Annotated in this window: 21 protein-coding genes; 2 read left to right on the plus strand and 19 right to left on the minus strand. The window is 75.4% G+C overall.

Features of this window, described 5'->3' with window-relative positions; genetic code table 11:
• Window positions 1-3: 3 nt before the first annotated feature.
• From LG943_RS04245 to LG943_RS04260, 4 genes are all read right to left on the minus strand, one after another.
• Window positions 4-894 (minus strand): Rossmann-like and DUF2520 domain-containing protein, encoded by an 891-nt coding sequence (locus LG943_RS04245; protein ID WP_270071013.1) that lies wholly within the window; start codon window positions 892-894, stop codon window positions 4-6.
• A gap of 339 nt (window positions 895-1,233) precedes the next feature.
• A complete protein-coding gene (locus tag LG943_RS04250; protein WP_270070838.1) occupies window positions 1,234-1,476 on the minus strand; it encodes a chaplin family protein in 243 nt (80 codons plus the stop codon).
• Between the two features lie 534 nt (window positions 1,477-2,010).
• The gene (locus LG943_RS04255) at window positions 2,011-2,253 is read right to left on the minus strand and encodes a chaplin family protein (RefSeq protein WP_270070839.1); all 243 of its coding nucleotides are present in this window, start codon (window positions 2,251-2,253) and stop codon (window positions 2,011-2,013) included.
• Window positions 2,254-2,593: 340 nt separating this feature from the next.
• The gene (locus LG943_RS04260) at window positions 2,594-3,580 is read right to left on the minus strand and encodes a helix-turn-helix transcriptional regulator (protein ID WP_270070840.1); all 987 of its coding nucleotides are present in this window, start codon (window positions 3,578-3,580) and stop codon (window positions 2,594-2,596) included.
• 62 nt (window positions 3,581-3,642) lie between these two features.
• Here LG943_RS04260 and LG943_RS04265 point away from each other — a divergent pair, with 62 nt between their 5' ends.
• On the plus strand, window positions 3,643-4,059 hold the full coding sequence (locus LG943_RS04265; RefSeq protein ID WP_270070841.1) for a VOC family protein: 417 nt from the start codon (window positions 3,643-3,645) through the stop codon (window positions 4,057-4,059).
• Between the two features lie 78 nt (window positions 4,060-4,137).
• On the opposite strand, the gene LG943_RS04270 is transcribed toward LG943_RS04265, so the two are convergent.
• The 14 genes from LG943_RS04270 to dacB form a co-directional block, all read right to left on the minus strand.
• The gene (locus LG943_RS04270) at window positions 4,138-5,532 is read right to left on the minus strand and encodes a PH domain-containing protein (RefSeq protein WP_270070842.1); all 1,395 of its coding nucleotides are present in this window, start codon (window positions 5,530-5,532) and stop codon (window positions 4,138-4,140) included.
• A 3,387-nt stretch (window positions 5,533-8,919) separates the two neighbouring features.
• Window positions 8,920-9,537 carry a PH domain-containing protein gene (locus LG943_RS04275; RefSeq protein WP_333486324.1) on the minus strand — a complete coding sequence of 206 codons (618 nt, stop codon included), beginning with the start codon at window positions 9,535-9,537 and terminating at the stop codon, window positions 8,920-8,922.
• A 188-nt stretch (window positions 9,538-9,725) separates the two neighbouring features.
• Window positions 9,726-10,196, minus strand: a complete 471-nt coding sequence (locus LG943_RS04280) for a DUF5946 family protein (RefSeq protein ID WP_270070843.1) — start codon at window positions 10,194-10,196, stop codon at window positions 9,726-9,728.
• A gap of 353 nt (window positions 10,197-10,549) precedes the next feature.
• Window positions 10,550-11,173 (minus strand): DUF3180 domain-containing protein, encoded by a 624-nt coding sequence (locus tag LG943_RS04285; protein ID WP_333486325.1) that lies wholly within the window; start codon window positions 11,171-11,173, stop codon window positions 10,550-10,552.
• A gap of 5 nt (window positions 11,174-11,178) precedes the next feature.
• Window positions 11,179-11,637: a 2-amino-4-hydroxy-6-hydroxymethyldihydropteridine diphosphokinase gene (gene folK / locus LG943_RS04290; RefSeq protein WP_270071016.1), complete on the minus strand. Its 459-nt coding sequence runs from the start codon at window positions 11,635-11,637 to the stop codon at window positions 11,179-11,181.
• 89 nt (window positions 11,638-11,726) lie between these two features.
• Window positions 11,727-12,098, minus strand: coding sequence for a dihydroneopterin aldolase (gene folB / locus LG943_RS04295; protein WP_270070844.1), 372 nt, complete (start codon window positions 12,096-12,098; stop codon window positions 11,727-11,729).
• Window positions 12,095-12,541: a nuclear transport factor 2 family protein gene (locus LG943_RS04300; protein WP_270070845.1), complete on the minus strand. Its 447-nt coding sequence runs from the start codon at window positions 12,539-12,541 to the stop codon at window positions 12,095-12,097. The genes folB and LG943_RS04300 overlap by 4 nt, the downstream gene beginning before the upstream one ends.
• Window positions 12,538-13,389, minus strand: coding sequence for a dihydropteroate synthase (folP, locus tag LG943_RS04305; RefSeq protein WP_270071017.1), 852 nt, complete (start codon window positions 13,387-13,389; stop codon window positions 12,538-12,540). Before folP ends, LG943_RS04300 begins: the two co-directional genes overlap by 4 nt.
• Before the next feature lie 285 nt (window positions 13,390-13,674).
• Window positions 13,675-14,271 carry a GTP cyclohydrolase I FolE gene (folE, locus tag LG943_RS04310; RefSeq protein WP_270071018.1) on the minus strand — a complete coding sequence of 199 codons (597 nt, stop codon included), beginning with the start codon at window positions 14,269-14,271 and terminating at the stop codon, window positions 13,675-13,677.
• 19 nt (window positions 14,272-14,290) lie between these two features.
• Window positions 14,291-16,399, minus strand: coding sequence for an ATP-dependent zinc metalloprotease FtsH (gene ftsH, locus LG943_RS04315; RefSeq protein ID WP_270070846.1), 2,109 nt, complete (start codon window positions 16,397-16,399; stop codon window positions 14,291-14,293).
• A gap of 380 nt (window positions 16,400-16,779) precedes the next feature.
• Window positions 16,780-17,334, minus strand: a complete 555-nt coding sequence (hpt, locus tag LG943_RS04320) for a hypoxanthine phosphoribosyltransferase (RefSeq protein ID WP_270070847.1) — start codon at window positions 17,332-17,334, stop codon at window positions 16,780-16,782.
• A 380-nt stretch (window positions 17,335-17,714) separates the two neighbouring features.
• The gene (gene tilS / locus LG943_RS04325) at window positions 17,715-18,707 is read right to left on the minus strand and encodes a tRNA lysidine(34) synthetase TilS (protein ID WP_270070848.1); all 993 of its coding nucleotides are present in this window, start codon (window positions 18,705-18,707) and stop codon (window positions 17,715-17,717) included.
• Between the two features lie 28 nt (window positions 18,708-18,735).
• Complete coding sequence (locus tag LG943_RS04330) at window positions 18,736-19,845, minus strand: zinc-dependent metalloprotease (RefSeq protein ID WP_270071019.1); 1,110 nt, start codon at window positions 19,843-19,845, stop codon at window positions 18,736-18,738.
• 102 nt (window positions 19,846-19,947) lie between these two features.
• Complete coding sequence (gene dacB, locus LG943_RS04335) at window positions 19,948-21,198, minus strand: D-alanyl-D-alanine carboxypeptidase/D-alanyl-D-alanine endopeptidase (RefSeq protein WP_333486326.1); 1,251 nt, start codon at window positions 21,196-21,198, stop codon at window positions 19,948-19,950.
• 192 nt (window positions 21,199-21,390) lie between these two features.
• On the opposite strand from dacB, the gene LG943_RS04340 reads away from it, so the two are divergent.
• Window positions 21,391-21,912 (plus strand): inorganic diphosphatase, encoded by a 522-nt coding sequence (locus LG943_RS04340; RefSeq protein ID WP_270070850.1) that lies wholly within the window; start codon window positions 21,391-21,393, stop codon window positions 21,910-21,912.
• A 194-nt stretch (window positions 21,913-22,106) separates the two neighbouring features.
• Here the strand turns inward: LG943_RS04340 and LG943_RS04345 are convergent, their stop codons facing one another.
• A complete protein-coding gene (locus LG943_RS04345) occupies window positions 22,107-22,784 on the minus strand; it encodes an RNA polymerase sigma factor (protein WP_270070851.1) in 678 nt (225 codons plus the stop codon).
• Between the last annotated feature and the right edge of the window lie 40 nt (window positions 22,785-22,824).

Raw genomic sequence — 22,824 nt, forward strand, 5'->3', positions numbered from 1 at the left:
GCCTCAGTCCTGGAGCACGTCCAGCAGGCGCTCGGCGTCGTGCGGCTTGAGCAGTCCGGCGGCCAGCGCGCGGTCGGCGGTCAGCCGGGCGAGCGCGATGTAGGCGGGCACGCTCTCGGGCGAGTGCCGCCGCAGCTCGCCGATGTGGGCGGCGACGGTGGCGGTGTCGCCGCGCAGCACCGGCCCGCTCAGCCCGTCCATGCCCAGGCGCAGCGCGTTGTCCAGCGCGGCGCCCAGCAGCGGGCCCAGCAGGCGGGCGGGGTTGTCCACCCCGGCGGCGCCCAGCAGGGCGGCGCTCTCAGCGACCAGGGTGACCAGGTGGTTGGCGCCGCCGGCGAGGGCGGTGTGGTAGAGGGTGCGGTGCTCCTCGGGGATCCACACGGGTTCGGCGCCCATCTCGACCACCAGGGCCTCGGCGATGGGGCGCAGGGTGTCGGGGGCGGTGACGCCGAAGGAGGCGCTGGCCAGCCGTTCGACGTCCTCGTCGCGGCCGGTGAAGGTCATGACGGGGTGCAGGGCCAGCGGCAGCGCGCCGACGGCGGTGGCGGGCGCCAGCACCTGGTAGCCGTGGGCGCCGCTGGTGTGCACCAGGAATGTGCCGGTGACGTCGGCGCCGGTCTCGACCAGGCCGCGCACGAGGGGTTCCAGGTCGTCGTCGGGGACGGTGAGCAGGACCAGGTCGGCGGAGTCCACGACGTCGGAGGGGTCGGTGATGCGGGCGTCGGGCAGCCGGGTCTCGGCCAGGCGGCGGGAGCGCTCGGACACCCCCGAGGCGGCCACCACCTCGTGTCCGGCCCGCGCCAGGGCCGCGCCCAGCGCGGAGCCGACCCGGCCGGCGCCGACGACGCCGACGCGCAGCCGCGCCGGGCGTTCGGTGTTCTCCTGGGGCCGCATCGGCATCGCACCTCGTTCCAGTCCACTCGGGTACCGGACATTGTGCGGCCAGCTTACTGAGCGTCCTCAACCGCCGGGGCCGCGCCACCCCGGTGCGGCGCGCGGGGCCGGGCGGTGCCGGGCGCTGTCCGGGGGGCGGTGCCGCGCGGGCGACCGCGCGGTGATGGGGCCGGCAGCGTGCCCGGTCGGGCGCCCTGTCGGCGGCGGGGCGGGGGCGGCGGGCCTGGCCCGGGGACGCGGCCGGCGCCGGCCCCGCTGAGGGGGCCGGCGCCGAAGCCCGCGTGCGGGCACGGATTCCGCGCGCGGGCGCCCGAGGCGCGCGCTGCGCCGCGCGGCGGCTTACTGGTTGCTGATGATGACGCCGGAGTTCCAGCAGTTGGCGCCGGCGTTGCCCAGCACGGCCACCGCGTTGCCGCAGCCGTTGACCGGGATGTCGGCGTTGACGACGGCCTGGTTGCCGGCGACGACGCCGCCGTTGCCGGCGCTCTGCACGTAGTCGGAGGCGAACGCGGGGGTGCCCATCAGGAGGACGCCGGCGGAGGCGGCGGTGACGATACCGGCGGCGAAAGTCTTCTTCAGCACGTGGATTCCCCTATTCCAGGCCGGACTGGGGTGGACCGGCCGTCGCGGTTGGTTCCTGAGCACGCGCTGTGCTCGCCACCCATCTACGCACACCGGGGGCGGTTCGCGCCGCCGCCCACCAGCAAGAATCACATTAAGGAACGATGATGCGACGCAGCGTCGCCGAACATTTCCGGATTCGACGCCGTGTACCCGGCGGTGTCCACGGTGACATGTGAGCCAGGACACATGCGGTGTGCCCGGTTTCGCCCGCCGCTTATCCGGCTTTCCGGCGGGAAGAGTACCGACCCGGTTCCGGCCGGGGCGAAAACCGCACAGGCGGACGCGCCTTGCGAATCCACAGCAACCTGGAACCGATGACCGCAGGATCGGACACATGTCGCGGGTCGCGGCTGTGGGAGCGGCGCCGGGGGCGGCCGACGCCAAGGGGCCGGCGCGCGGGGGCCGGCAACGCGAAGGGACCGGTGCCGCCGTGCGGCACCGGTCCCGACCGGGCGGCGGCTCACCGGGAGGGTAAGCCGCGGCTGACGTCGCTCAGTTCTTGACGACGGCGCCGGAGTGGTCACAGTCGGCGCCGGCGACACCGATGATGGCGACGCTGTTGCCGCACACGTTGACGGGCACGTTCAGGTCCAGGCCGAGCTGGTTGCCGCCGAGGATGCTGCCGTTGCCGGAGGTCTCCTGCTCGACCTCGGCGGAGGCGGCGGGCGCTCCGGCGATGAACGCACCGGCAGCGGCGGCGGCGATGGCGCTGGCGACCAGGGTCTTCTTCAGCACGTGGTTTCCCCTCCAGGCCGGTCGGACACGACCGGCCGGCGTCGTTGACTATGCGTAGGAACACGATCACACATCGCGTCCAAAACTCAATCTAGTCACACGCGGTTACGCGTGTCCCGGATTTCCACCAAACCCGCGAATGTGAATAACCAGGGGGAATCATTCGGCCACGTGCCTTGCCCGAGTTTGTCCGGACATTCCCTCCGATAACTCTGCGTGCTGACGGGGCCGCGCCTCCTCGCGCGTGATACACGCCACACCGAGCCGTGCCGCCGTGTGTCGGCGCTCCCCCGGCGGGCGGCGCTGTAGGGGTGCGGCCAGAGAGGTTCGCGCCGGCGGGTCACCTCCGCCCCGCGCCCTCGGGCTCCTCGGGCTCTTCGGCGTTGGCGGCGTACAGCTCACCGAGTCGACGCACCAGGGCCTCGCGCACGCTCTCGGGCGACAGGACGCGCAGCGGGACGCCCAGGCGCAGGAGATAGCAGGCCAGCCCGTCGGCGTCGGGGCCGCCGACCTCCACGACCGTGGCGTCGGGGCCGTCCGCGCGGCGGGTGCCGACCGAGTCCGGAACCAGCCGCGCGGCCCGCTCCGGCGGCACCGCCAGGCGCGCCACCGCGTGCACCGGGTAGGTGGCGGCGGCCCGCGCGCGCGAGACCAGCAGGCCGGGGTCGGGCGGTTCGGCCGGCGTCGCGGGCCGGCCGGTCGGCTCCACGACCTGGACCCGGTCGCCCCGGAAGGTCCGCCACTCGTCCTTGGCCGCGTCGCGGGCGACGAGGTACCAGCGCCGCCCGGCACGCACCAGGCGGTAGGGGTCGACCTCGCGGACCGTGGCGCGGCCCGCGCGGTCGCGGTAGGACAGGCGTGCCCGCTCGCCCCGGCGGCACGCGGCGGCCAGGTCCAGCAGCATGCCGGGGGCGATCTGCGGCTCGGCGATCCCGGGCACGTGCACCAGCGCGGCGTCCATCGCGCCCAGCCGCTCGGCCACGACCCCCGGCAGCACCTGGCGCAGCTTCAGCAGAGCCGACAGCGCCGCCTGGTCGCCGCCGAGGACACCGCTGAACGCGGCCTCGCGCAGGGCCACGGCCACCGCCAGCGCCTCCTCCTCGTCCAGCGCCAAGGGCGGCATCCGCCGGCCGACGCCGAGGCGGTAGCCGCCCCACGGCCCGGGTTCGGACTCCACCCCGTAGCCCAACTCCCGCAGCCGGGCGATGTCGCGGCGCACGGTGCGCTCGGTGACGGCCAGCCGCGCGGCGAGTTCGCCGCACGTCCACGACGGGCGCGCGGCCAGCAGCGCGACGAGGTGGAGCAGGCGGGCGGAGGTGCTGATCACGTTACGAGTGTGCGGCACGACCAGGACAGACGCCGTCCGGGTCGGCTTCTAGGGTCCCTCCCATGAGCATCGAAGCCGTATCCGCGTCCGTGTCCGCACCCACTCCCGCGCCCGCACCCGCCTTCCGCTACGCCGCCGTAACGTTCGACTGCGCCGACCCCGCCGAGATGGCCCGCTTCTACGGCGGTCTCCTCGGCCTGCCGGTCGTCTACACCAGCGACCACTTCGTCATGCTGGGCCGGGAAGGCGCGCCGGGGCTGGGGTTCAACCGCCTCGCGGACTACCGGCGCCCGACCTGGCCCGACCCGGCCCAGGAGAAGCAGGCCCACATCGAACTGGGCGTGGACGATCTGGACGCCGCGCAGTCCCACCTGGTCGCCAACGGCGCCGCCGCACCCCCGTTCCAGCCCGACCCGGATCGCTGGCGGGTGCTGCTCGATCCGGCCGGGCACCCGTTCTGCATCTCGACCATGGTCTGAGGGCGCGCCGTCGGCCGTCCGCGCCGGGGCGGGGACGGCGGACAGCCGGAGACGGCAGTCGGCGTCGGCCGGCGGCGGTCAGTCCCCGGAGGTGTCCGCGTCGCTGCGCGTGGCCCAGCGCTCGGGGCCGGGCGTGGTGCGCCTGGCCTCGTGGCCGTAGGCGGCCATGCCGTCCACCACGCGGCGCGCCTCGGTGATCTCGCGCCCGGTGGCGCGCGCCCGGATGGGCCCCGGCGGGGTGTCGACGTCGACCTCGGCCACCCCGCGCCGCCGGGCGAGCGGCCCGGCGCTCATCCGGATCGTCTGGGTGCGCGCGTGCGGCACGATCTCGGTCACCTCGCAGAACCGGCCGCGCCGGGCGACGTAGAGGTGCTCGTCCACGCCAAGGGCGCCGTCGCGGGGGCGGCCGGTCAGCGCCGGGTGCAGCGCCACGCTCCGGGCGTCGGTGCCGGGGAAGAGTTCGTCGACCAGGGCGTAGGCCAGTTCGCGCGGGGCCACCGGCAGCAGCGTGGAGGAGTCCATCTGGCGCTCGCCGACGTAGCCGGCGACGTTTGCCTCGACCCGCACCACCCCCAGCGAGCGCCACAGCAGCGGCTCCACGATCCGCACCGCCTGCACGCGGTCCGGCGGGACGGTCTGCATGCGCGCCTGGAACACGCCGTAGCGCAGGCGCAGGCCGTCCGGCGACAGGGACGCGTAGAAGTCGGTGTAGCGGGTGAGGGGCCCCAGGAAGCCGCGCATGAGGCCCAGCATCAGCGGGATGGCGCCGCCGAGCACCCCGGGTTCGGCCATGGCGAATCCGGTCACCACCAGGACGAGGAACAGCATGGAGGCGCCCAGGACCGGCAGCCGGAACGTCATGGCGGCCAGCAGCAGCCCGAACGGGAGCTTGTAGAAGGGCGACTCGGGCGCCTCGGGCGTGCTGCCGGACAGCCCGGCGGCGTGGGCGAGCAGCGCGGCGCGGAAGCGCTCGGCGGTCTCCCAGCGCAGGTAGCGCAGCCGGATCTCGCTGGCGTCGCCCCCGGCCAACTCGACCCGGAGTTCGGCCAGGCCGAGGACCTGCATCAGCAGCGGGCGGACGACGTCGACCGCCTGGAGGCGGCTCAGCGGGATCTCGCGCGAGGAGCGGCGCACCAGCCCGGAGTGGACCACGAGGTGGTCCTCGCGCAGGCCGAACGAGGACTGCCACCAGGACAGCAGCGCGAAGGCGGTGGTGCCGCAGGCCAGGGCGAGGGTGGCCAGGAACAGCCAGGTCAGGCCCAGTTCGCTGAGCAGCGGGCCGGGCAGGGCGAGGAACACCGTCGTCACCAGGACCACCTGGAAGGGGACGGCGGCCCAGTGGGTGCGGTGCGCGCCCCGGGTGACGTCGGGCTCGGGTCGGCGCGGCCGGTCGGGCTGGTGGGGCTGCCCCGGCCCGCCGGGACGGCCGTGGGGCGGCGTCGGCCCTCCGGCCGTGGGCGGCAGGAACCGCACGGGCCCACCGCCGTAGGCCCCGCCCGGGCCGCCGCCCGGCCCACCGGGCCGCGCGGCGGCGAACCCCGCCGGACTCGCGGGGTGGGCGACGGGGTGAGAGGGACCGTACGCGGCGGCGGAAGCCCCAAGGGGGTACGGCGAGCCGAGCGGGTGCGGGGTACCGGGCGGCGTGGGCGGCACGGGACCTGCTGGGCGCGGGGCCGGACCGGTCCGCCAGGAACCGGTGCCTATGGGGGCCGGTCCGGCGCCGCCGCCCGACGGCGTGGAAGGTGTGGGGTGCGCGGAAGGCGCGGAGTGCGTGGAGTCCCCCGACGACCGCCCCGCCCGCGGAGACCCGGCGGCCCAGGTGCCACCGGCGCCCGCAGGGCCACCGGAGGCAGGCGGTTCGCCGGAGAGGTCGGAACCCCCAGAGCCGGTCGTCCCCCCGGAACGCCCGATATCGGACGGCGAGCCGGGGCGTCCAGTGGCCACCGGGTTCCCGGCGTCAGGAGTGGTACCGCCGTGCCCGGAAGCCGGAGGGGAGCCGGGCCGCCCAGGGGCCACCGGACTCCCCTGGCCAGGCGTGGTGCCGGAGCGCCCGGAAGCGGGCGGATGACCGTGGCCGGTCCACGGCCCGCCGGGAACGGAGGGATAGCCGTGCGGCGAGGGGAAGCCGTAGGGCGTCGGCCCTTCCGGCGCGCCGGAAGGGCCGTTGGACGCCGGTTGCCCGGCCGCCGCCGGGCCGGTCCACGTGCCGGTGGCCTCCCCCGCTCCCGGACCACCCGGCGGCCGCACGCCCGGAGCGCCGGGCGGCCGCCCGGAGGGTTCGCCGGACGCGGGGTACGGTCCCGCGTACGCGGCGGGCACCGGGTAGGGACCTGCGATGGGGGGTCCGCCGGCGGCGGGCACCAGCCGGGGCCGCCGGGGCGCACCGGGCTTCGACGGACCGGCGCGGTCGAAGTCGTCGGCGGCCCACAGCCCGCCCGCGGCGTCGGCGGGACCACCCCCCGGGGTGCCCCGGTACCAGGTCACCTCGGCGCCGCCCTCGCCGCCGTCGTCGGCACCCCCGGCGGCCGCCCGGCCCGCCCGGGCGCCCTGGGCGGCGCGCGCACCGGCGTCCGCGTCTTCAGCGGGCACCCCGCGACCGCCGCCCGGCTCCGCCTCCGGAACGCCTCCGCCCGACGACGAGGAGGAGGTCCGACCCGCCCGCGGCCCTCCGGCCGCACGGGCGCCGCCATCAGCCGCGCCCGACGCGGGCTTCTCCCCCGAGGCCCCGCCGGCGGCACCACCGGAACCGCGCGGACCCCGCGACGCGGCGTCCGCCTTCCCGTCCCGGCGCCGCGCGTACGGACCGACCCCTTCATCTGAAGGGTCGGCACCGCTCTGCATGAACGCCTCAGCCGCCGGGGAGTAGAACGGCCGATCCACCACCGGCGGCGGCGCGGCCAGATCATCACCGTCCGCGCCGCTCTCCACGGCTCCAATCGGGCCGCCCTCGGCGTCCGCCGACGCAGCGGTCCGCTCGCCCGGAGCACCGCCGGTGCGACCACCCGGCGCGGATCTCAGCCCTTCGGCTGTGCCTCGCGCAGCGGTCTCAGCGGTCGGCGCCGACGGACCGTCAACGTCCCCCGCGCGGACCTTCCCCGCGCGGTCCTCCGCGTCCGCCACCTCGCGCGCTGGGACGGAACCGCGCCCCGACCGCTGATCGGCGCAAGCCCGATCGGCGGCCGACCCTGCGGCACCGCCGCCGGCGCCGTCCGCCCGCTCCTCGGCGAGCCCTTCGGCTGCGCCGGAGCCACGTCGGCGCTGCGCGCCCTCGGCGCCGGAAGGCGAAGACACCTCTCCACCTGGTGGCGCGGACCGGGCAGGCAGCCCTGTCCGCGACTCCTCGGGATCGGGGCCGCTCTGCATGAACGCCTCAGCCGCCGGAGAGTAGTACGGCCGATCCACGACCGGCGGCGGCGCGGCCAGATCGTCGCCGTCCGCGTCTCCAGCCGGGCCGGCCTCGGCGTCCGGCACCGGGAAGTCTTCAGCGGCCCCCGTGCGGCCCTGCCCCTCGCCGCCCTTCTCGTCCACCGCCTCGGGCGCTGGAACGGAACCGCGCCCAGCCGACCGGTCGGTGGAACGTCCGTCGCTCGCCCCGCAGGACGATCCCGTCCGTGGCTCATCGGGGTCGGGACCGCTCTGCATGAACGCCTCGGCCGCCGGTGAGTAGTAGGGCCGGTCAACGGCCGGAGGGCGGGCGATGTTCTCGGAGCGGTGGGTGTCGGTGGGTGCGGTGACCGGGCGCAGGCCCGAGGGGTCGGGCGAGCCCGGGCGGTCGGTGAACCATGCCAGGGATCCACCGCCGGGGCGGCCCTTCGCGTCGTTCCAGTCCGGGGCTTCGCCTCCGTCTCCGGCACGCCGCGCGCGGACGCCGCCCCCTGCCTCGTCCGTGGGGGCGGGCTCGGCCGCGTGTGCGGCGGCCGAGGGCTCGGCGCCGCCGGGAGCGTCCGGTGGCTCCACCTCCTCGGCGGCCGGGCCGGGCGCGGCGGTGTCCGGCGGACTACCGGGTTCACCCGGCGCCGACGCGCCCGGAGGGGTGGCCCGCGACTCGGCGCCGCGCCCGGTACCCGGACCGTCGGGCGCAGCCGCCTCCGCCCCGGCTCGCACCGCGCTCGGGTCGCCGGGGTCTGCGGCCTTCGTCGTGTTGCCGGACCGGGGGCTCTCGGGGCGCTCAGAACTCTCGGGCTTCGCCGGTGCCGCTTGCGGTTGCGCGGCCGGTGCCGCCTGGTCGGGCGCCTCCGGGGCGGCCGGGGCGGGCTCCTCCGCTCGCTCCTGGTTTCGGACACCAGGATCGCCCGGTTCCGGTTCGCCGGATACGCGGGCTCCGGTGGGGTCCGCCGGTTGTTCGCCGACGCCACCGCCGACGCCCTCGGGGTCGCCGAACCAGCGCGCGTCGGGCGAAGGCTCCGGCTCCCGCCCGCGTCCGCGCCCGCGCTCGTCGTCGGGTTCGCGCGGGTCGGACGCGGCGTTGTCCTTGGCGTCGCTCACCGTGGGCTTCCTCCCCGTACTGGCGGGCCTGCTCGGCGGCCGCTGGTCCTACCGGTCGGCGGCATCGGCGAGGCCGCTCCGCTCGCGCCGCGTCCGGGCCGACCGGCCCGGCGCGTGCCCGGGCACCTCTACCCGACCTGCCGCCCCGGCGGTGCCCCGCCCCTTCCGGACGGGAACGCGCGGCACCCCGCCCACGGTGCCCGATGAGGCGCCGCGATCCGGCGCGGCACGCCGCTCGGCCCCGCGCTCCCCGCCGCGACCGGCGGTCCCGCCCCCGTCCCCGTCCCCGGGTACGGCGGCGGGTTCGGCGCCCGCACGCGCCGTCGGCGCGGCGGCGCGTGCGCGGCGCGGCGACCCGGCGGCGGGCGGCACCGGCTACAGCCCCGTCGAAAAGGTCTCGCTGCGCGCCGCGAGGCGGTCGCGCAGGCGGACGGCGTCGTCCAGCGGCAGTCCGGGGATGCGGGTGTCGGCCGTGGTGGCGGCCGTGCGCACCCGCACCGTGGCCAACCCCAGCGACTGTTCCAGCAGGTTGGAGGTCACGTCCACGACCTGCATCCGACCGTAGGGGATGACGACGAGCTGGCGCGTGACCACGCCGTAGGTCAGGTAGAAGTCGGTCCCGCCCTCGGCGTAGCCCCACGACGCGCACACCCGCTCGGCGAGCACCCAGCCCCCGGCCGAGGCGCCCGCGACCAGACCGATCCACACCAGGCCCCAGGGCCAGCTCCAGACCCACAGCGCGGCGCCGCCCAGCAGGAGCGCGGGCACGGCCACGGCGAGGAGCACGATGCGCCGGTAGAGCGTCAGCGCGGCCGACACGCGGTTCCACGAGGTGCCCTCGGGGGCCGCGAAGGCGGTCTCCAGCGCGGCGCGCGCGGCGGCGGCGCCGTCGGGCTCCTCGGCGGACGCGGCCGCCGGGGACGCCGACGCGTCCTCGGAGCGCGGCTCGGATTCGGTCCGCTGCGATGCTGGCTCAGACGCGGCAAAGTCCACGATTCCAGTCAATCATCCCGATGCGTCTCCGTGGCGGCACGGCGCACATACGCCGCCGGACGGGCGTGTTCCGCCCGTGTCGCCGCCGTCCACGGCAGGCGACCCGGGTATGCGCACGCACCGCGTTGGCGGACGGGGAGCCGCGCGCGGGCGCGCGGGCGACGGCTCCCCATGGTCCGCCGCCGGGGTCAGCGGGGACCGGGGGCGAGCGCGCGCCACGCGGTGAGTGTGGCCCGTGCCCAGTCCGCCACCCGGTCCGCGTAGCCCTCGGCCGGGAACGTGCCGTCGCGGGCGACGTCGGCGATGGTGACGTCGAACGACGTGGGCGGCGCGGCCGCCACGGGCACGCTCGCACCCGGGTTCAGGGCCGGAAGCGCCGCGTCGCGGTTGCGGTGGGAGTTGGCGCGGCGGGCGCGCTCGGTGATCCGCGCGGCGGCGTCGAGGCCGCCGTCCAGGTAGGCCGTCAGGACCGCCCAGGCCCGGTTCCGCTCGGTGGCGGGCCACTGTCCAGAGTGCTGGAGCAGGTAGCAGGACACCGTGACACCGTGCAGCGGTCCCCAGGGCGGCCGACGCGCGTGGTCCAGGGCGAGCACGGCGTGGAACAGCTCCTCGCACGAGTGCGGCCGCGCCGGGGCGCCGCAGTGGGGGCACCGCGCCATGAGACACCGCCTCCGATCATCCGCCACGGGCTGCGCCGCCCCGCAAGCCCGGCCGCGCTGCCCGCCAGGCTAGAGCCTCCCCTCGCTGGAGGCTCAACCGGCGCAGGGGGCCGGACGGCCGGGGCCGATGGTCGGAGCCGACGGCGTGGGCGGGCGGTCAACGCGCCGCATCGCGGATGGCGGCGGTTGTGCCGGGGCGGCGACGGCGGCGGGCGGTCAACGCGCCGCATCGCGGATGGCGGCGGTTGTGCCGGGGCGGCGAAGGCGGCGGGCGGTTCAGGTCCGCGGCCGACGAGTCGCGGGGCGGACAGGTGTCGCCCCGCCTCGGCGCCCCGGCGCCTCCGCCGAGCCCCTTACGTCCGGGGGCCGCCCGGGGGCTTCTCGCCGGGGACTCGGCAGGCGTGCTCCAGGAACAGTGCCGCACCCAGCAGCAGCACGCCCGACGCCAGGGTGCCCGACGCCGTGATGGCGTCGGCGCGGACGTCGGTGGCGGTGAGGCGGTCGGCCAGGACCACCAGCATGCCGCCGAAGGCGCCGACCACCACCGAGGCGAACACGGCGCTGGCCTTGGCCAGCGCCACCAGGCGGGCCGCGCTCAGCGGGTCCATCGGCTCGGTGCCGGGGACGCGGCGGATGCGGCGGCGGGTGTGCACCGCCGTGATGCCCTCGCCCACGGCGAGCAGGCCCAGCGTGGGGATCGCCGTCCAGGGCAGCAGCGGGATGTCGCCGTAGAACCGGTCCACCAGCAGGTACCCGGCCAGCGCGCTGAGCACGATCACCACCACCGGCATGCGCCACCCCGTGGGCCGCACCCGGCCGCCGCCCGGCGGCTCGCCTCCCGCGCCGCCGCGCTCGGCGTCTGTGGACCCCGGCCCGCCCGGCTGCCCGGGCCCGCCCGGCTCGCCCGGCTCCCACGCGCCGCCGTGCATCGCGTGCCAGTGCCCGCGCGCGGCGCGCCGGTCGTCATCGTGGTACATACGCCTCAGTCCGGAAGCCGCAGTTCAAGGTCGTCGCGCCGCCGCAGCTCCTGGTCGGCGACGGCGGCCAGCAGGTCGCGCACCGCGCCGCGCCCGGGGATCTCGGCGGCGGGGTCGACGTCGGCCCACGGCGCCAGCACGAACGCCCGCTCGTGCGCCCGGGGGTGCGGCAGGGTCAACCGGGGGTCGTCGCTGCGCTCCCCCGCCACAGCGATGATGTCGATGTCCAGCGTGCGCGGCCCCCAGCGGACCTCGCGCACCCGCTGGAACGCCTCCTCCACCGCCAGCGCCCGCTCCAGCACCGCCTCGGCGGGCAGCGCGGTGTCGGCGGCCACGACCGCGTTCAGAAACGGCCCCTGCTCGGGCCCGCCCACCGGCGCGGTCTCGTAGACGGGCGACACCGCGCGCGGCACCAGCGGCCGCGCCTCGAACAGCGCGTCGACCCCGCCCTGGAGGGCCGCCATGCGGTCGCCCAGGTTGCTGCCCAGCGCCAGCACCACCCGCCGCACCGCCGGCCGCCCCACCGCGCCCCGGGCCGCCGCCGGCCCCGCGCTCACGCCGCGCTCCGCACGACCGTGACCGCCACGTCGTCGAAGGGGTGCGCGATGGGCGCGTGCGGCTTGTGCACGGTGACCTCGGCCTCGCGCACGCGCGCATCGGCCAGGCACACCTGCGCCAGCCGCTCGGCCAGCGTCTCGATCAGGTCCACCGGCTCGCCGCCGACCACCGCCACCAACCGGTCGGCGAGTTCGCCGTAGTGCACGGTGGCGGCGAGGTCGTCGGTGCGCCCCGCCTCGCGCAGGTCCAGGGCGAGCGCCACGTCAACCGTGAACTCCTGGCCCTCGGCCCGCTCCTGTGGCAGCACCCCGTGGCGGCCGAACGCCCGCAGCCCGGTGAGCCGGATGCGGTCGCCGCCCGCGCTCACGCGGGCTCCTCGTCGGCGTCCTCGTCGTCCAGCAGCACCGGAGAGGCGTGGTGGGACCACATCCGCCACCCCTGGGGGGTGCGCACGAACATGTTGGTGGTGACCACCTGGCCGCCCGCGACGAACCCCGGGGTGTCGTCCTCGGCGGTGAGGACGTTCTCCTCGCAGGTCACCATGGCGACCTCGCCGCTGACGCCGATGTGGGTCTCGGTCAGCACGTACTGGATGTAGGGGACGTTGGCCATGATCAGCGCCCAGGCGCGCATGATCTCGGCGCGCCCGCGCAGCAGCGGCCAGCCGGGGTTGACGCACACCAGGTCGGGGGCCTCGTCCTCCTCGGCCCACACCCGGCGCATCAGGTCGATGTCGCCGTTCTCGATGGCCTCGTAGAACTGCGCGTTGGCCTCGGCGACGCGCTCCATGACCTCCTGCCGCGATCTCACAGGCCGCCCCGGCCCACGAGTTCGCCGCGCCCGGCGTCGAGGTCGGCGCCGCCGCTGCGCCAGGCCGCCGCGACCCGCACCGCGTCGGCGTTGGGCCGCACGTCGTGGACGCGCACGCACCAGGCGCCCCGGTCGGCCGCCAGCGTGGTCAGCGCGACGGTGGCGTCGTCGCAGGCGGTGAAGTCGCGCGGGCGGTCCTCGGCGTCGCTGAGCAGCCGACCCAGGAAGCGCTTGCGGGACCCGGCGACGAGCAGCGGCCGGCCCAGGTCGGCGAAGCGGTCGAGGTGGGCCAGCAGCGCCCAGTTGTGCGCGTGCTCGGGCCGCTTGGCGAACCCGAGCCCGGGGTCCAGGACGATCTGGGCGGGGTCGACGCCCGCGTCCACCACGGCGGCCATGCGGTCGCGCAGCTCGTCGTGGACCTCCCGGACCACGTCGGCGTAGACCGCGCGGTCCTCCATGCGGTGGCTGTGGCCGCGCCAGTGCATCAGCACGTAGGCGACCCCGGTGGCGGCGACCAGCCGCGCCATGGCGGGGTCGGCCAGCCCCCCGCTGACGTCGTTGACCAGGCGCGCCCCGGCCGCCACGGCGCGGTCGGCGACCTCGGCGCGCATGGTGTCGACGCTGACGGCCACCCCCTGCCGGGAGAGTTCGCGGACCACCGGCTCGACGCGGCGCAGCTCCTCCTCGCCGGAGACGCGCTGCGCGCCGGGGCGGGTGGACTCCCCGCCCACGTCGACGATGTCGGCGCCCTGCTCGGCGAGTTGCAGGCCGCGCTCGACGGCCTTGCCGGTGTCGAACCACGCGCCGCCGTCGGAGAAGGAGTCGGGGGTGACGTTGACGACCCCCATGACCAGGCACCGCCGCCGCTCGGGCAGCCCGGGCAGGCCGCGGCCCGGCGGAAGCGGGGCGGCCGGGCCCCGCTCGGCCTCGCCGCGGTCCGGTGTGCGCCGTCCGTGCGCTTCCATAGCCGTGATGGTGTTCCCCTCCGCTCGTGCCGCGCCGCGTGACCGGCCGACCCCCTGCCGCGCCGAGGGGATCTTGCCGATCAGCCTACGAGACGCCCCCGCGCCGCTGCGACCCGCCCGGACGGTGATCTTGCGGAAAACGCGGCCGCGGCCCGGCGCCGGCCGGGGTCAGCCGCGCCCCAGGATGAGGCTCATGGCCTCGGCCCGGGTGCGGTCGCGGTTGCGGAAGTCGCCGCGTACCGCCGAGGTGACGGTCTTGGCGCCGGGCTTGCGCACTCCGCGCATGGTCATGCACAGGTGCTCGGCCTCGATGACGACGATGACCCCGCGCGGGTCCAGGTGCGTCATGATCGCGTCGGCCACCTGCGTGGTCAGCCGCTCCTGCACCTGCGGCCGGCGGGCGAAGACGTCGACCAGCCGCGCGATCTTGGACAGCCCGGTGATCTGGCCGGTGCTGTTGGGGATGTAGCCCACGTGCGCGCTGCCGTAGAACGGCACCAGGTGGTGCTCGCAGGTGGAGTACAGCTCGATGTCGCGGACCAGCACCATCTCCTCGTGGCCGGCCTCGAACACGGTGGTGAGGACGTCCTCGGGGTTCTGGTGCAGGCCGGCGAACTGCTCCTCATAGGCGCGCGCGACCCGCGCCGGGGTGTCGCGCAGGCCGTCGCGGTCCGGGTCCTCACCGATGGCCAGCAGGATCTCCCGGACCGCCTTCTCGATCCGCGGCTGGTCCACCGCCTTGTGGGTGGGGACCACCAGCGGGATCTCGTCGGGGCCTGGTCCCTCAGCGCTCACGCGGGTCTCCGGGGCCGTCCTCGGACTCGCCGACCTGGCGGCCGTTGAGGCCGCCAGCGGACCCGAGGTCGGTGTCGGTGCGCTCGGCCGGCTCGGCGGCGCGCTCGCCGCCGGGCCAGGAGCCGCCGGTCCAGCCGCTCTGGCCGTTGCCCGCCGCCAGTTCCTCGACGTCGCGCGGACCCAGCAGCGCCAGCTCCTTGGGCGTCTTGACCGGCGGCTGGGTGGAGGGCTGCCGCTTGCCGTAGCCGGTGTAGGACCCGCGCGCGGGGCGCTTGACCACCGGCGCGAAGACCTCCAGCACCTCCTCCTTGGACAAAGTCTCCTTGTCCAGCAGGCGCAGCACGAGGTCGTCCAGCACCTCGCGGTACTCCAGCAGGATCTCCCACGCCTCGTCGTGCGCGGACTCGATGAGGCGGCGGACCTCCTCGTCGATGACCGAGGCGATCTCCTCGGAGTACTCGCGGCTGTGCGACATCTCGCGGCCCAGGAACGGCTCGGTGTTGCCGCTGCCGAACTTGCGGGCGCCCAGCCGCTCGCTCATGCCGTACTCGGTGACCATGTTGCGGGCCAGGCTGGTGGCCTTGTCGATGTCGTTGGCCGCGCCCGTGGTGGGCTCGTGGAAGACCATCTCCTCGGCGGCGCGCCCGCCCAGCATCATGGCGAGCTGGTCCATCATCTGCGACCGCGAGGTGAGGAACTTGTCCTCCAGCGGCACAGACATGGTGTAGCCCAGGGCGCGCCCGCGCGGCAGGATCGTGATCTTGTGCACGGGGTCGGCGTTGGGCAGCGCGTGGCCCACCAGGGCGTGGCCGCCCTCGTGGTAGGCGATGACCTTCTTCTCGGCGTCGGACATGACCCGGGTCTTGCGCTCGGGGCCGGCCATGACGCGGTCGATGGCCTCCTCAAGGGTGGCCATGTCGATCTGGGAGCGCCCGGCGCGGGCCGACAGCAGCGCGCCCTCGTTGATGACGTTGGCGAGGTCGGCGCCGGTCATGCCGGAGGTGCGGCGGGCGATGACGTCGAGGTCGACGTCGTCGGCCACCGGCTTGCCCTTGACGTGCACCTGGAGGATGCCCTTGCGGCCCTCCATGTCGGGCCGGTCCACGACGATCTGGCGGTCGAAGCGGCCGGGCCGCAGCAGCGCGGGGTCGAGGATGTCGGGCCGGTTGGTGGCCGCGATGAGGATGACCCCGCCCTTGATGTCGAAGCCGTCCATCTCGACCAGCATCTGGTTGAGGGTCTGCTCGCGCTCGTCGTGGCCGCCGCCCATGCCGGCGCCGCGGTGGCGGCCCACGGCGTCGATCTCGTCGATGAAGATGATCGCGGGGGCGTTGGCCTTGGCCTGCTCGAACAGGTCGCGGACGCGGGAGGCGCCCACACCGACGAACATCTCGACGAAGTCGGAGCCGGAGATGGAGTAGAAGGGGACCCCGGCCTCGCCCGCCACGGCGCGGGCCAGCAGGGTCTTGCCGGTGCCGGGCGGGCCGAACAGCAGCACGCCCTTGGGGATCTTGGCGCCCATGGCCTGGAACTTGGCCGGGTTCTGGAGGAACTCCTTGATCTCCTGGAGTTCCTCGATGGCCTCGTCGGCGCCGGCGACGTCGGCGAAGGTGCTCTTGGGGGTGTCCTTGGTGATCAGCTTGGCCTTGGACTTGCCGAAGTTCATCACCCGGCCGCCGCCGCCCTGCATCTGGTTCATGATGAACAGGAAGATGACGATGATGATGACCAGCGGCAGGAAGCTGAACAGCAGCGACACGAACATGCTGTCCTGGGGGACCTCGACGTCGTAGGACTTGAGGTTGCCGTCCTGCTCCAGGTCCTCGAGCTGCTGGGCGAGCTGCTGCCCCTGGCCGGCGACCCAGTACGCTTCGTACACCTGGCCGTCGGTGGTGGTCAGCTCGATCCGCTGTTCCTTGTCGATCAGCCTGGCGTTGTCGATCTCGTCCTGGGCGATGAGGTCATAGACCCTGGAGGTGTCGACCTTCTCCGGCTCGGAGCCCGAGCCCAGCTCGGTGAACTGGAAGACGGCGAAGAGCAAGAGGCCGATGGCCAGGATCCACAGCCACGGCCCGCGGTACAAGCGCTTGAGATTCATCTATCCGGAACCCCGCTGGGTCCGTCCCTCCTGACCAGGCGGCCCGCGCACCGTGGAGCGCACGGGTGCGGCGGGGCCGCGGCTCCCGGCCCGGCGCGCGCGCCTTGCCGGACTCCACCGCCCCACCGGCGGGCCCATGCGGCCACCGGAAAGCGGAACCTATCGGACACTTCCTGTGCGGTCGGCCGCGGTGGACCCGCGCTCCGTCCGCAGTCTCCCTACTGCAACGCCGGGATATTCGACGGTACACCCCGTTCGTGACCGGGTGCACTCGCGCACCCCCGCGTTCGCTGCCGGTGTACAGCCGTTCGCCAGACCAACGCGCGGGACGGGTCGGGTTGTTCCCCGGACGCCCCGGGACGGGTCGCGCGCCGTCCGCCTCAGCGCTGGTAGACGTGCTGGGCGAGGGTGCCGATGAAGGGGAGGTTGCGGTACTTCTCGGCGTAGTCCAGGCCGTAGCCGACGATGAACTCGTTGGGCAGGTCGAAGCCGACGTAGCGCACCCGCAGGTCGACGTCCAGGGCGAGCGGCTTGCGCACCATGGTGCAGATTTCGACCGAGGCCGGACCGCGCGAGCGGAGGTTGCCCACCAGCCACGACAGGGTTAGGCCGGAGTCGATGACGTCCTCGACGATGAGGACGTTGCGGTCCTTGATGTCGGTTTCGAGGTCCTTGAGGATGCGCACCACGCCCGAGGAGGTGGTGCCGGCGCCGTAGGAGGACACCGCCATCCAGTCCATGGAGCAGGGGTGGTGCAGGGCGCGGGCGAGGTCGGCCATCACCATGACCGCGCCCTTGAGCACGCCGACCAGCAGCAGGTCGCGGCCCGCGTAGTCGGCGTCGATCTCGGCGGCGACCTCCGCCAGCCTGGCGCTGATCTGGTCTTCGGTGACCAGGATCTTCTCCAGGTCCGCGCCCATGTCTTTCGCGTCCACGCTGACTGACCTCGCTGATCGCACTCCGGGTTGGCAGAACGCCCCCAGAATAGACGCGCGCGGCGCCCGGCCCGCGCCTGGCCGCCCCCTCGGGCGGGGCGCGGTCGGGGGCGGGGTGCCCGGCTCGCCCTGCGGCGCCGGGGCCGAGCGCGCCGCGTCGCCCGTTCGCCGGTGGGCGCGGGTGTGAGCGCGATCATGCCCGCGCGGGCGCGGCGGGGCGGAGGCGAGGCGGCGCCGGAGCGGAGGCGGGGCGGGCCGGATGACCCGGGGCATGCGTTCGTCGGGGATGCGGAGGGCGGGCGCCCGCCGGGAGTCCGGGGTGCGCGCGCCCGGAGCGGGTGCGGGGTGCGCGCTTGCCGGGCAGCGGGGCGCGGCCCGAATCAGCCCTCGGGTTCAGGGGCGGGGGCGTCGATGAGCACCCGGCCCCCGGCGCGGCGCCCGCGCCGTCCACCCGGCAGGTCGACGTGGGCCTGGCCGCGCCACGCGGTGACCAGCCGGTCGAGTCCGGCCACGTGCACCGCGCCCAGCGCGCCCGCCGGGCAGCCCGCCGCGACGGCGGCGCGGCGCAGCAGCCGGGTGCGGACCGCGCGCGGCAGCCGGGCCAGCGCGGCGGCGTCCAGGCCGGGGCCGTCGGCGCGCGCCTCCGCCTCGGCGCGGTCGGCCCACTCCTCCAGGGCGTCGGCGTCGTCGCGCAGCAGGTCGGCGGTGCGGGCCAGGGACTCGGCGATGCCGGGGCCCAGCGCCTCCTCGAGCGCGGGCAGGGCCGCGTGGCGCACCCGCGACCGGGCGTAGGCGAAGTCGGCGTTGTGCGGGTCCGACCACGGGGTGAGCCCCATGTCGGCGCAGGCGGTGTGCACCTGGGCGCGCGGCAGCCCCAGCAGGGGCCGCAGGTAGCGCCCGCTGGCGGCGGGCATGCCCGCCAGCGAGCGGGCGCCCGAGCCGCGGGCCAGCCGCAGCAGCACGGTCTCGGCCTGGTCGTCGCGGGTGTGGCCGAGCAGGACGGCGGCGGCGCCGTGGCGGCGGGCGGCGGCCTCCAGCGCGGTGTAGCGGGCGGTGCGCGCGGCGCCCTCGGGGCCGCCTTCGGCGCCCACGCGCACGGCCACGTGGTCGGCGGGGTCCAGGCCGAGGTCGCGGAGGGTGGCGGCGACGGCGGCGGCGCGCTCGGCCGAGCCGGGCTGGAGCCCGTGGTCGACGGTGACGCCGCCGGCGCGCAGCCCCATGCGGGGTGCGGCGAACGCGGTGGCCCCGGCCAGGGCGAGGGAGTCGGCGCCGCCGCTGCACGCCACCAGCACGAGGTCGCCGGGGGCCAGCCCGGCCAGGGCGTGGCGCACGGCGCGGCGCACCGCCGCCACCGCGGGCGGGGGGCCGGTCACGGCCGGGCCCCCGCCGCAGCGGCGGGGCTCACTCCTGCGCGGATCCGCCCGCCGGCCCGGCGTCGGGCAGCGCGGCGGGCCGCACGACCCGGTCGATCCAGGCGCCGGGGTCGCGGATCTCCTTGAGGGTGGGCAGGTTCTCGGGGGACTCCCACACGCGGTTGAAGTCGGCCATGCCGACCTGGGCGACCACGTGGCGGACGAACGCCGAGCCTTCCTCGTACTGCTTCATCTTCAGCTCGATGCCCAGGAGCTGGCGGATGACCTTCTCGATGGGGTTGGCGCCCTCGCGGCGGCGCTGGAAGCGGCGCCGGATCTCGGTGACCGTGGGCACGACCTCGGGTCCGACGGCGTCCATGACGTAGTCGCCGTGGCCCTCGGCCAGGCTCATGACCGCGGTGATGCGGTCCATGATCTCGGTCTGCTCCGGGCTCTGGAACGCCTGGATGAGGTTGGAGTCGCCGCCGCGGACGGCGTCGGCCACCGCCTCGCCGGCCGCGCGCAGCCGGGTGAGCAGCTCGCCGGCGTCGACGTTGGCGGTGAGCAGCATCTCCTGCATCTGGGTCTGCACGTAGTCGCGCAGCCAGGGGCTGGCGGTGAACTGGACGCGGTGGGTCTCCTCGTGGAGGCACACCCACAGCCGGAAGTCGTGCGGGTCGACGTCGAGTTCGCGTTCGGCGTGCACGATGTTGGGCGCGACCAGGGTCAGCCGGCCGGTGGGCGCGGCGCCGCTGGGGTCGGGCGGAAGGAACAGCTCGTACTGGCCGAGGACGCGCCCGGCCAGGTAGGACAGCACGGCGCCGAGCTGGACCCCGGTGACGCGGGAGCCCACGGCCGTGGTGAGGTTGGCGGCGGTGCCGTTGCCGGCGCGCTCGCGGCTGAGTCGGTCGAGGATGGGTTCCAGCACGACCCGGAACCCGTCGACGTTGGCCTTGATCCAGCCCGGACGGTCCACGATGACCGCTGGTCCGGCCGGTTCAAGGGGTTGCAGACGGGTGAACTCGCGCACGTGCCCCTGGGCCACGGCGGACAGCTCACGGAGCTGGGCGACGGCCTGGCGCGCGTCGGCGAGGTCCACCTGCGGCCCGGGCCGCACGAGGCGGACACCGGTGTTGACGGCTACGTCCCAGTCGATCAGATTCACGACTTCACCGTACCCACTGATGTCGCCGGGGCGCGGGTGCGCGCGGCGAATTCCGGGATTCCTCAGGGATCGGCCCGAGGGGGGCGCCCGGGGCGGCTAGGAGCAGCCGCACTCGGCGAGGACGCTGGTGAAGGTGTCCAAAGTGCTGGCCATGGCGGCGGGGTCGTTGGCCATGAAGGCGAACGCCAGCAGCCGGCCGTCGGCGGTCTGGGCGGTGCCGGCCAGCGTGCTGACGCCGTTGAGCGTGCCGGTCTTGGCGTGCACCACGCCGGCGCCGGCGTAGCTGCCGCTCTCGGGGGAGTAGCGGCTGTCGAGGGTGCCGGTGAAGTGGGCGGTGGGCAGGCCGGAGAGGGTGGCGTGCAGGCCGGGGTGCTCGGGGTCGGCGGCCAGCAGGACGAGGTCGACCAAAGCCTTGGGGGTGATGCGGTTGTTCACCGACAGGCCGCTGCCGTCCTCGATGTGGACGTCGTCGACCTTCAGCTCGGTCATGATCTCGTCCACGGCCTCGGTGCCGCCCGCGGAGGAGGCGTCGTGGCCCTGGGCCAGGGCGACCTGGCGGAACAGCGCCTCGGCGATGTTGTTGTCGCTCTCCAGCAGCATCCACTCCACCAGCTCCGACAGCGGCGGGGACTGCACCGAGGCGATGGGGTCGGCGTTGTCGGGGGCCTCGCCGGGGGCGGGGTCGCCGGTGACCTCGATACCGGCCTCCTCCAACTGCTCGGCGAAGGCGTCGGCGGCAACCGAGGGCGGGTCCTCGACGCGCTCGCTGTAGTGCTGCTCGGGGTGGACGCGGCCGCCGTCGAGCATCAGGGCGTGCACGGTGGCGGCGCTGCCCTCGGTGACGTAGGTGGGCTTCCAGCCGGGGGGCATGTCGGAGCCGCTGTAGAGGGACTCGTCGTAGGCGAGGCTGACGGAGTCGGTCCCGGACTCGCGCAGCGCGGCGGCGGTCTCGATGGCGAGGTTTTCCATCGTGGCGGGCCGCGGGTAGTGCTCGAAGGTACCGTCGGTGGAGATGGTGGGGTCGCCGCCGCCCACGAGGACGATCCCGCCGTTGTCGTCGCGCACGACGTCGGTGGACAACCGCGCGGAGGGGCCCATGGCGTGCAGGGCCGCCACGGCGGTCACGATCTTGGTGGTGGAGGCGGGGACGGCGGTCTCGTCGCCGTCGCGGGCGAAGAGGCGGTCGCCGGTCTGGGCGTCGGCGACAAAGGCCGTGAGCCCGTCGGCGAAGCCCGAATCCGACATGGGATCATCGAGCTTGTCTGCGAGCCGCTCGGGGTCCACCCGGGGGGCGTCCTGCGGTGCCGCGTCGGGCGCGTCCTCGGCGAAGGCGACAGGGTAGGGCATGGTCGCCGGTGGCCGTGATCGCACCACGTCAAGGGCGACAAACCCCGCGACCAGCACGAATATGTTGAGGACGGCCAAGCAGAGCAGCGCTCGGGCCCGTACCTGCCGCACCCTGGACCTGCCTTCCATTGGCATGCGACGACCTTTGAGACTGATGTAGCGACACTAGCCGTAGAGGAAGCCGAGATCAGCATGGAATTCGACGTCACCATCGAGATCCCCAAGGGCGAGCGTAATAAATATGAGATGGATCACGAAACAGGGCGGATCCGTCTCGACCGGATGCTGTTCACGTCGACGAGCTACCCGGCGGACTACGGGTTCATCGAGGGCACGCTCGGCGACGACGGCGACCCGCTCGACGCGCTCGTCCTGCTGAAGCACCCGACGTTCCCGGGGTGCCTCATCCGGTGCCGCGCCATCGGCATGTTCCGCATGCGCGACGAGGCGGGGGGCGACGACAAGCTGCTGTGCGTGCCGGCGACCGACCCGCGCATGGAGCACCTGCGTGACATTCACCACGTCAACGAGTTCGAGCGGCTGGAGATCGAGCACTTCTTCACCGTCTACAAGGACCTGGAGCCCGGCAAGTCCGTGGAGGGCGCCACCTGGGTGGGCCGCCACGACGCCGAGCAGGAGGTCATCGCCTCGGTGAAGCGCGCCGAGGAGGCCGGGGTCCACGGCGACACCTCGCACATCAAGGTGGACGAGTAGCGGACCCCGACGACGCGGGCGACGGGGGCGAGCGGCACGACGGCCGAGCGCCTCCGGCACGCGGGAGGGGGCACGGCGCGAAGCCGCGCGCGCCGGCGCCGTCAGCCGGGTGGCCTCGGGCGTGTCGCAGCTCGACGCCGCCTCGGGCGGCCCGGTGGGCGCTCGGTTGGGTACCGCCTCGGGGCCGTCGCGGCTCAGTAGACGAGCGGCTGCGCGGGCGGCTGGTCGGTGCCGCGCCGGGACAGGTCGGCCCCGGTCAGGTGGACGAGGCCGATCAGGAGCAGGACCGCCAGGGTCACGGCCAGGGCGGGCGCGAGTTGGCGCAGCGCCCCGCGCGGGCCGGAGCAGGCGTGCCGGCGGGGGAACCCGTGGCGGTCGAGGTCGGCGGCGCGCGCCGCGACATGCCGGCGGTAGCCGTCGGTCCCGGGGCCGGTGACGGCGCTGAGGACGCGGACCCGCAGGGAGGCCGGGGGCACGGGGGGCACGGGAGCGGTGCGGGTCGGGGCGGATCCGCTGTGCACCGGCCGGCCGGGACGGCCGGGGTGTCCGAGGTTTTCGTTGCGGCCGGAGAGCGCCTTGCCGCCGGAGGCGGGGGCGTCGGCGGGGGCAGGGCCGTGGGCCGTGGGCACCCGGCGGCACTCGGCGCGGGCGATGGCCAGCAGCCACTCGCGCAGCAGGTCGGGGTCGGCGAGCCGGTCGGCGTGGGCGGCGGCGACCACCAGCGTGTCGCGCAGCGCCGCCTGGGCGGCCTCGGCGTCGCCGAGCAGCCGCAGGCACTCGGCGTGGACGTCGCGGCCGTAGGCGTCGAAGAGCCGTGCGCAGGCGCCGTCGGCGCGCGCACGGAGTGCGGCCACCAGCTCCCGATCGGTCATGTCCCCATGGTCGCGCGCCCGCCCCGCCGATGGCGGTGTT

The organism is Streptomonospora mangrovi (genome assembly GCF_027604915.1).
Taxonomy (GTDB): Bacteria; Actinomycetota; Actinomycetes; order Streptosporangiales; family Streptosporangiaceae; genus Streptomonospora; species Streptomonospora mangrovi.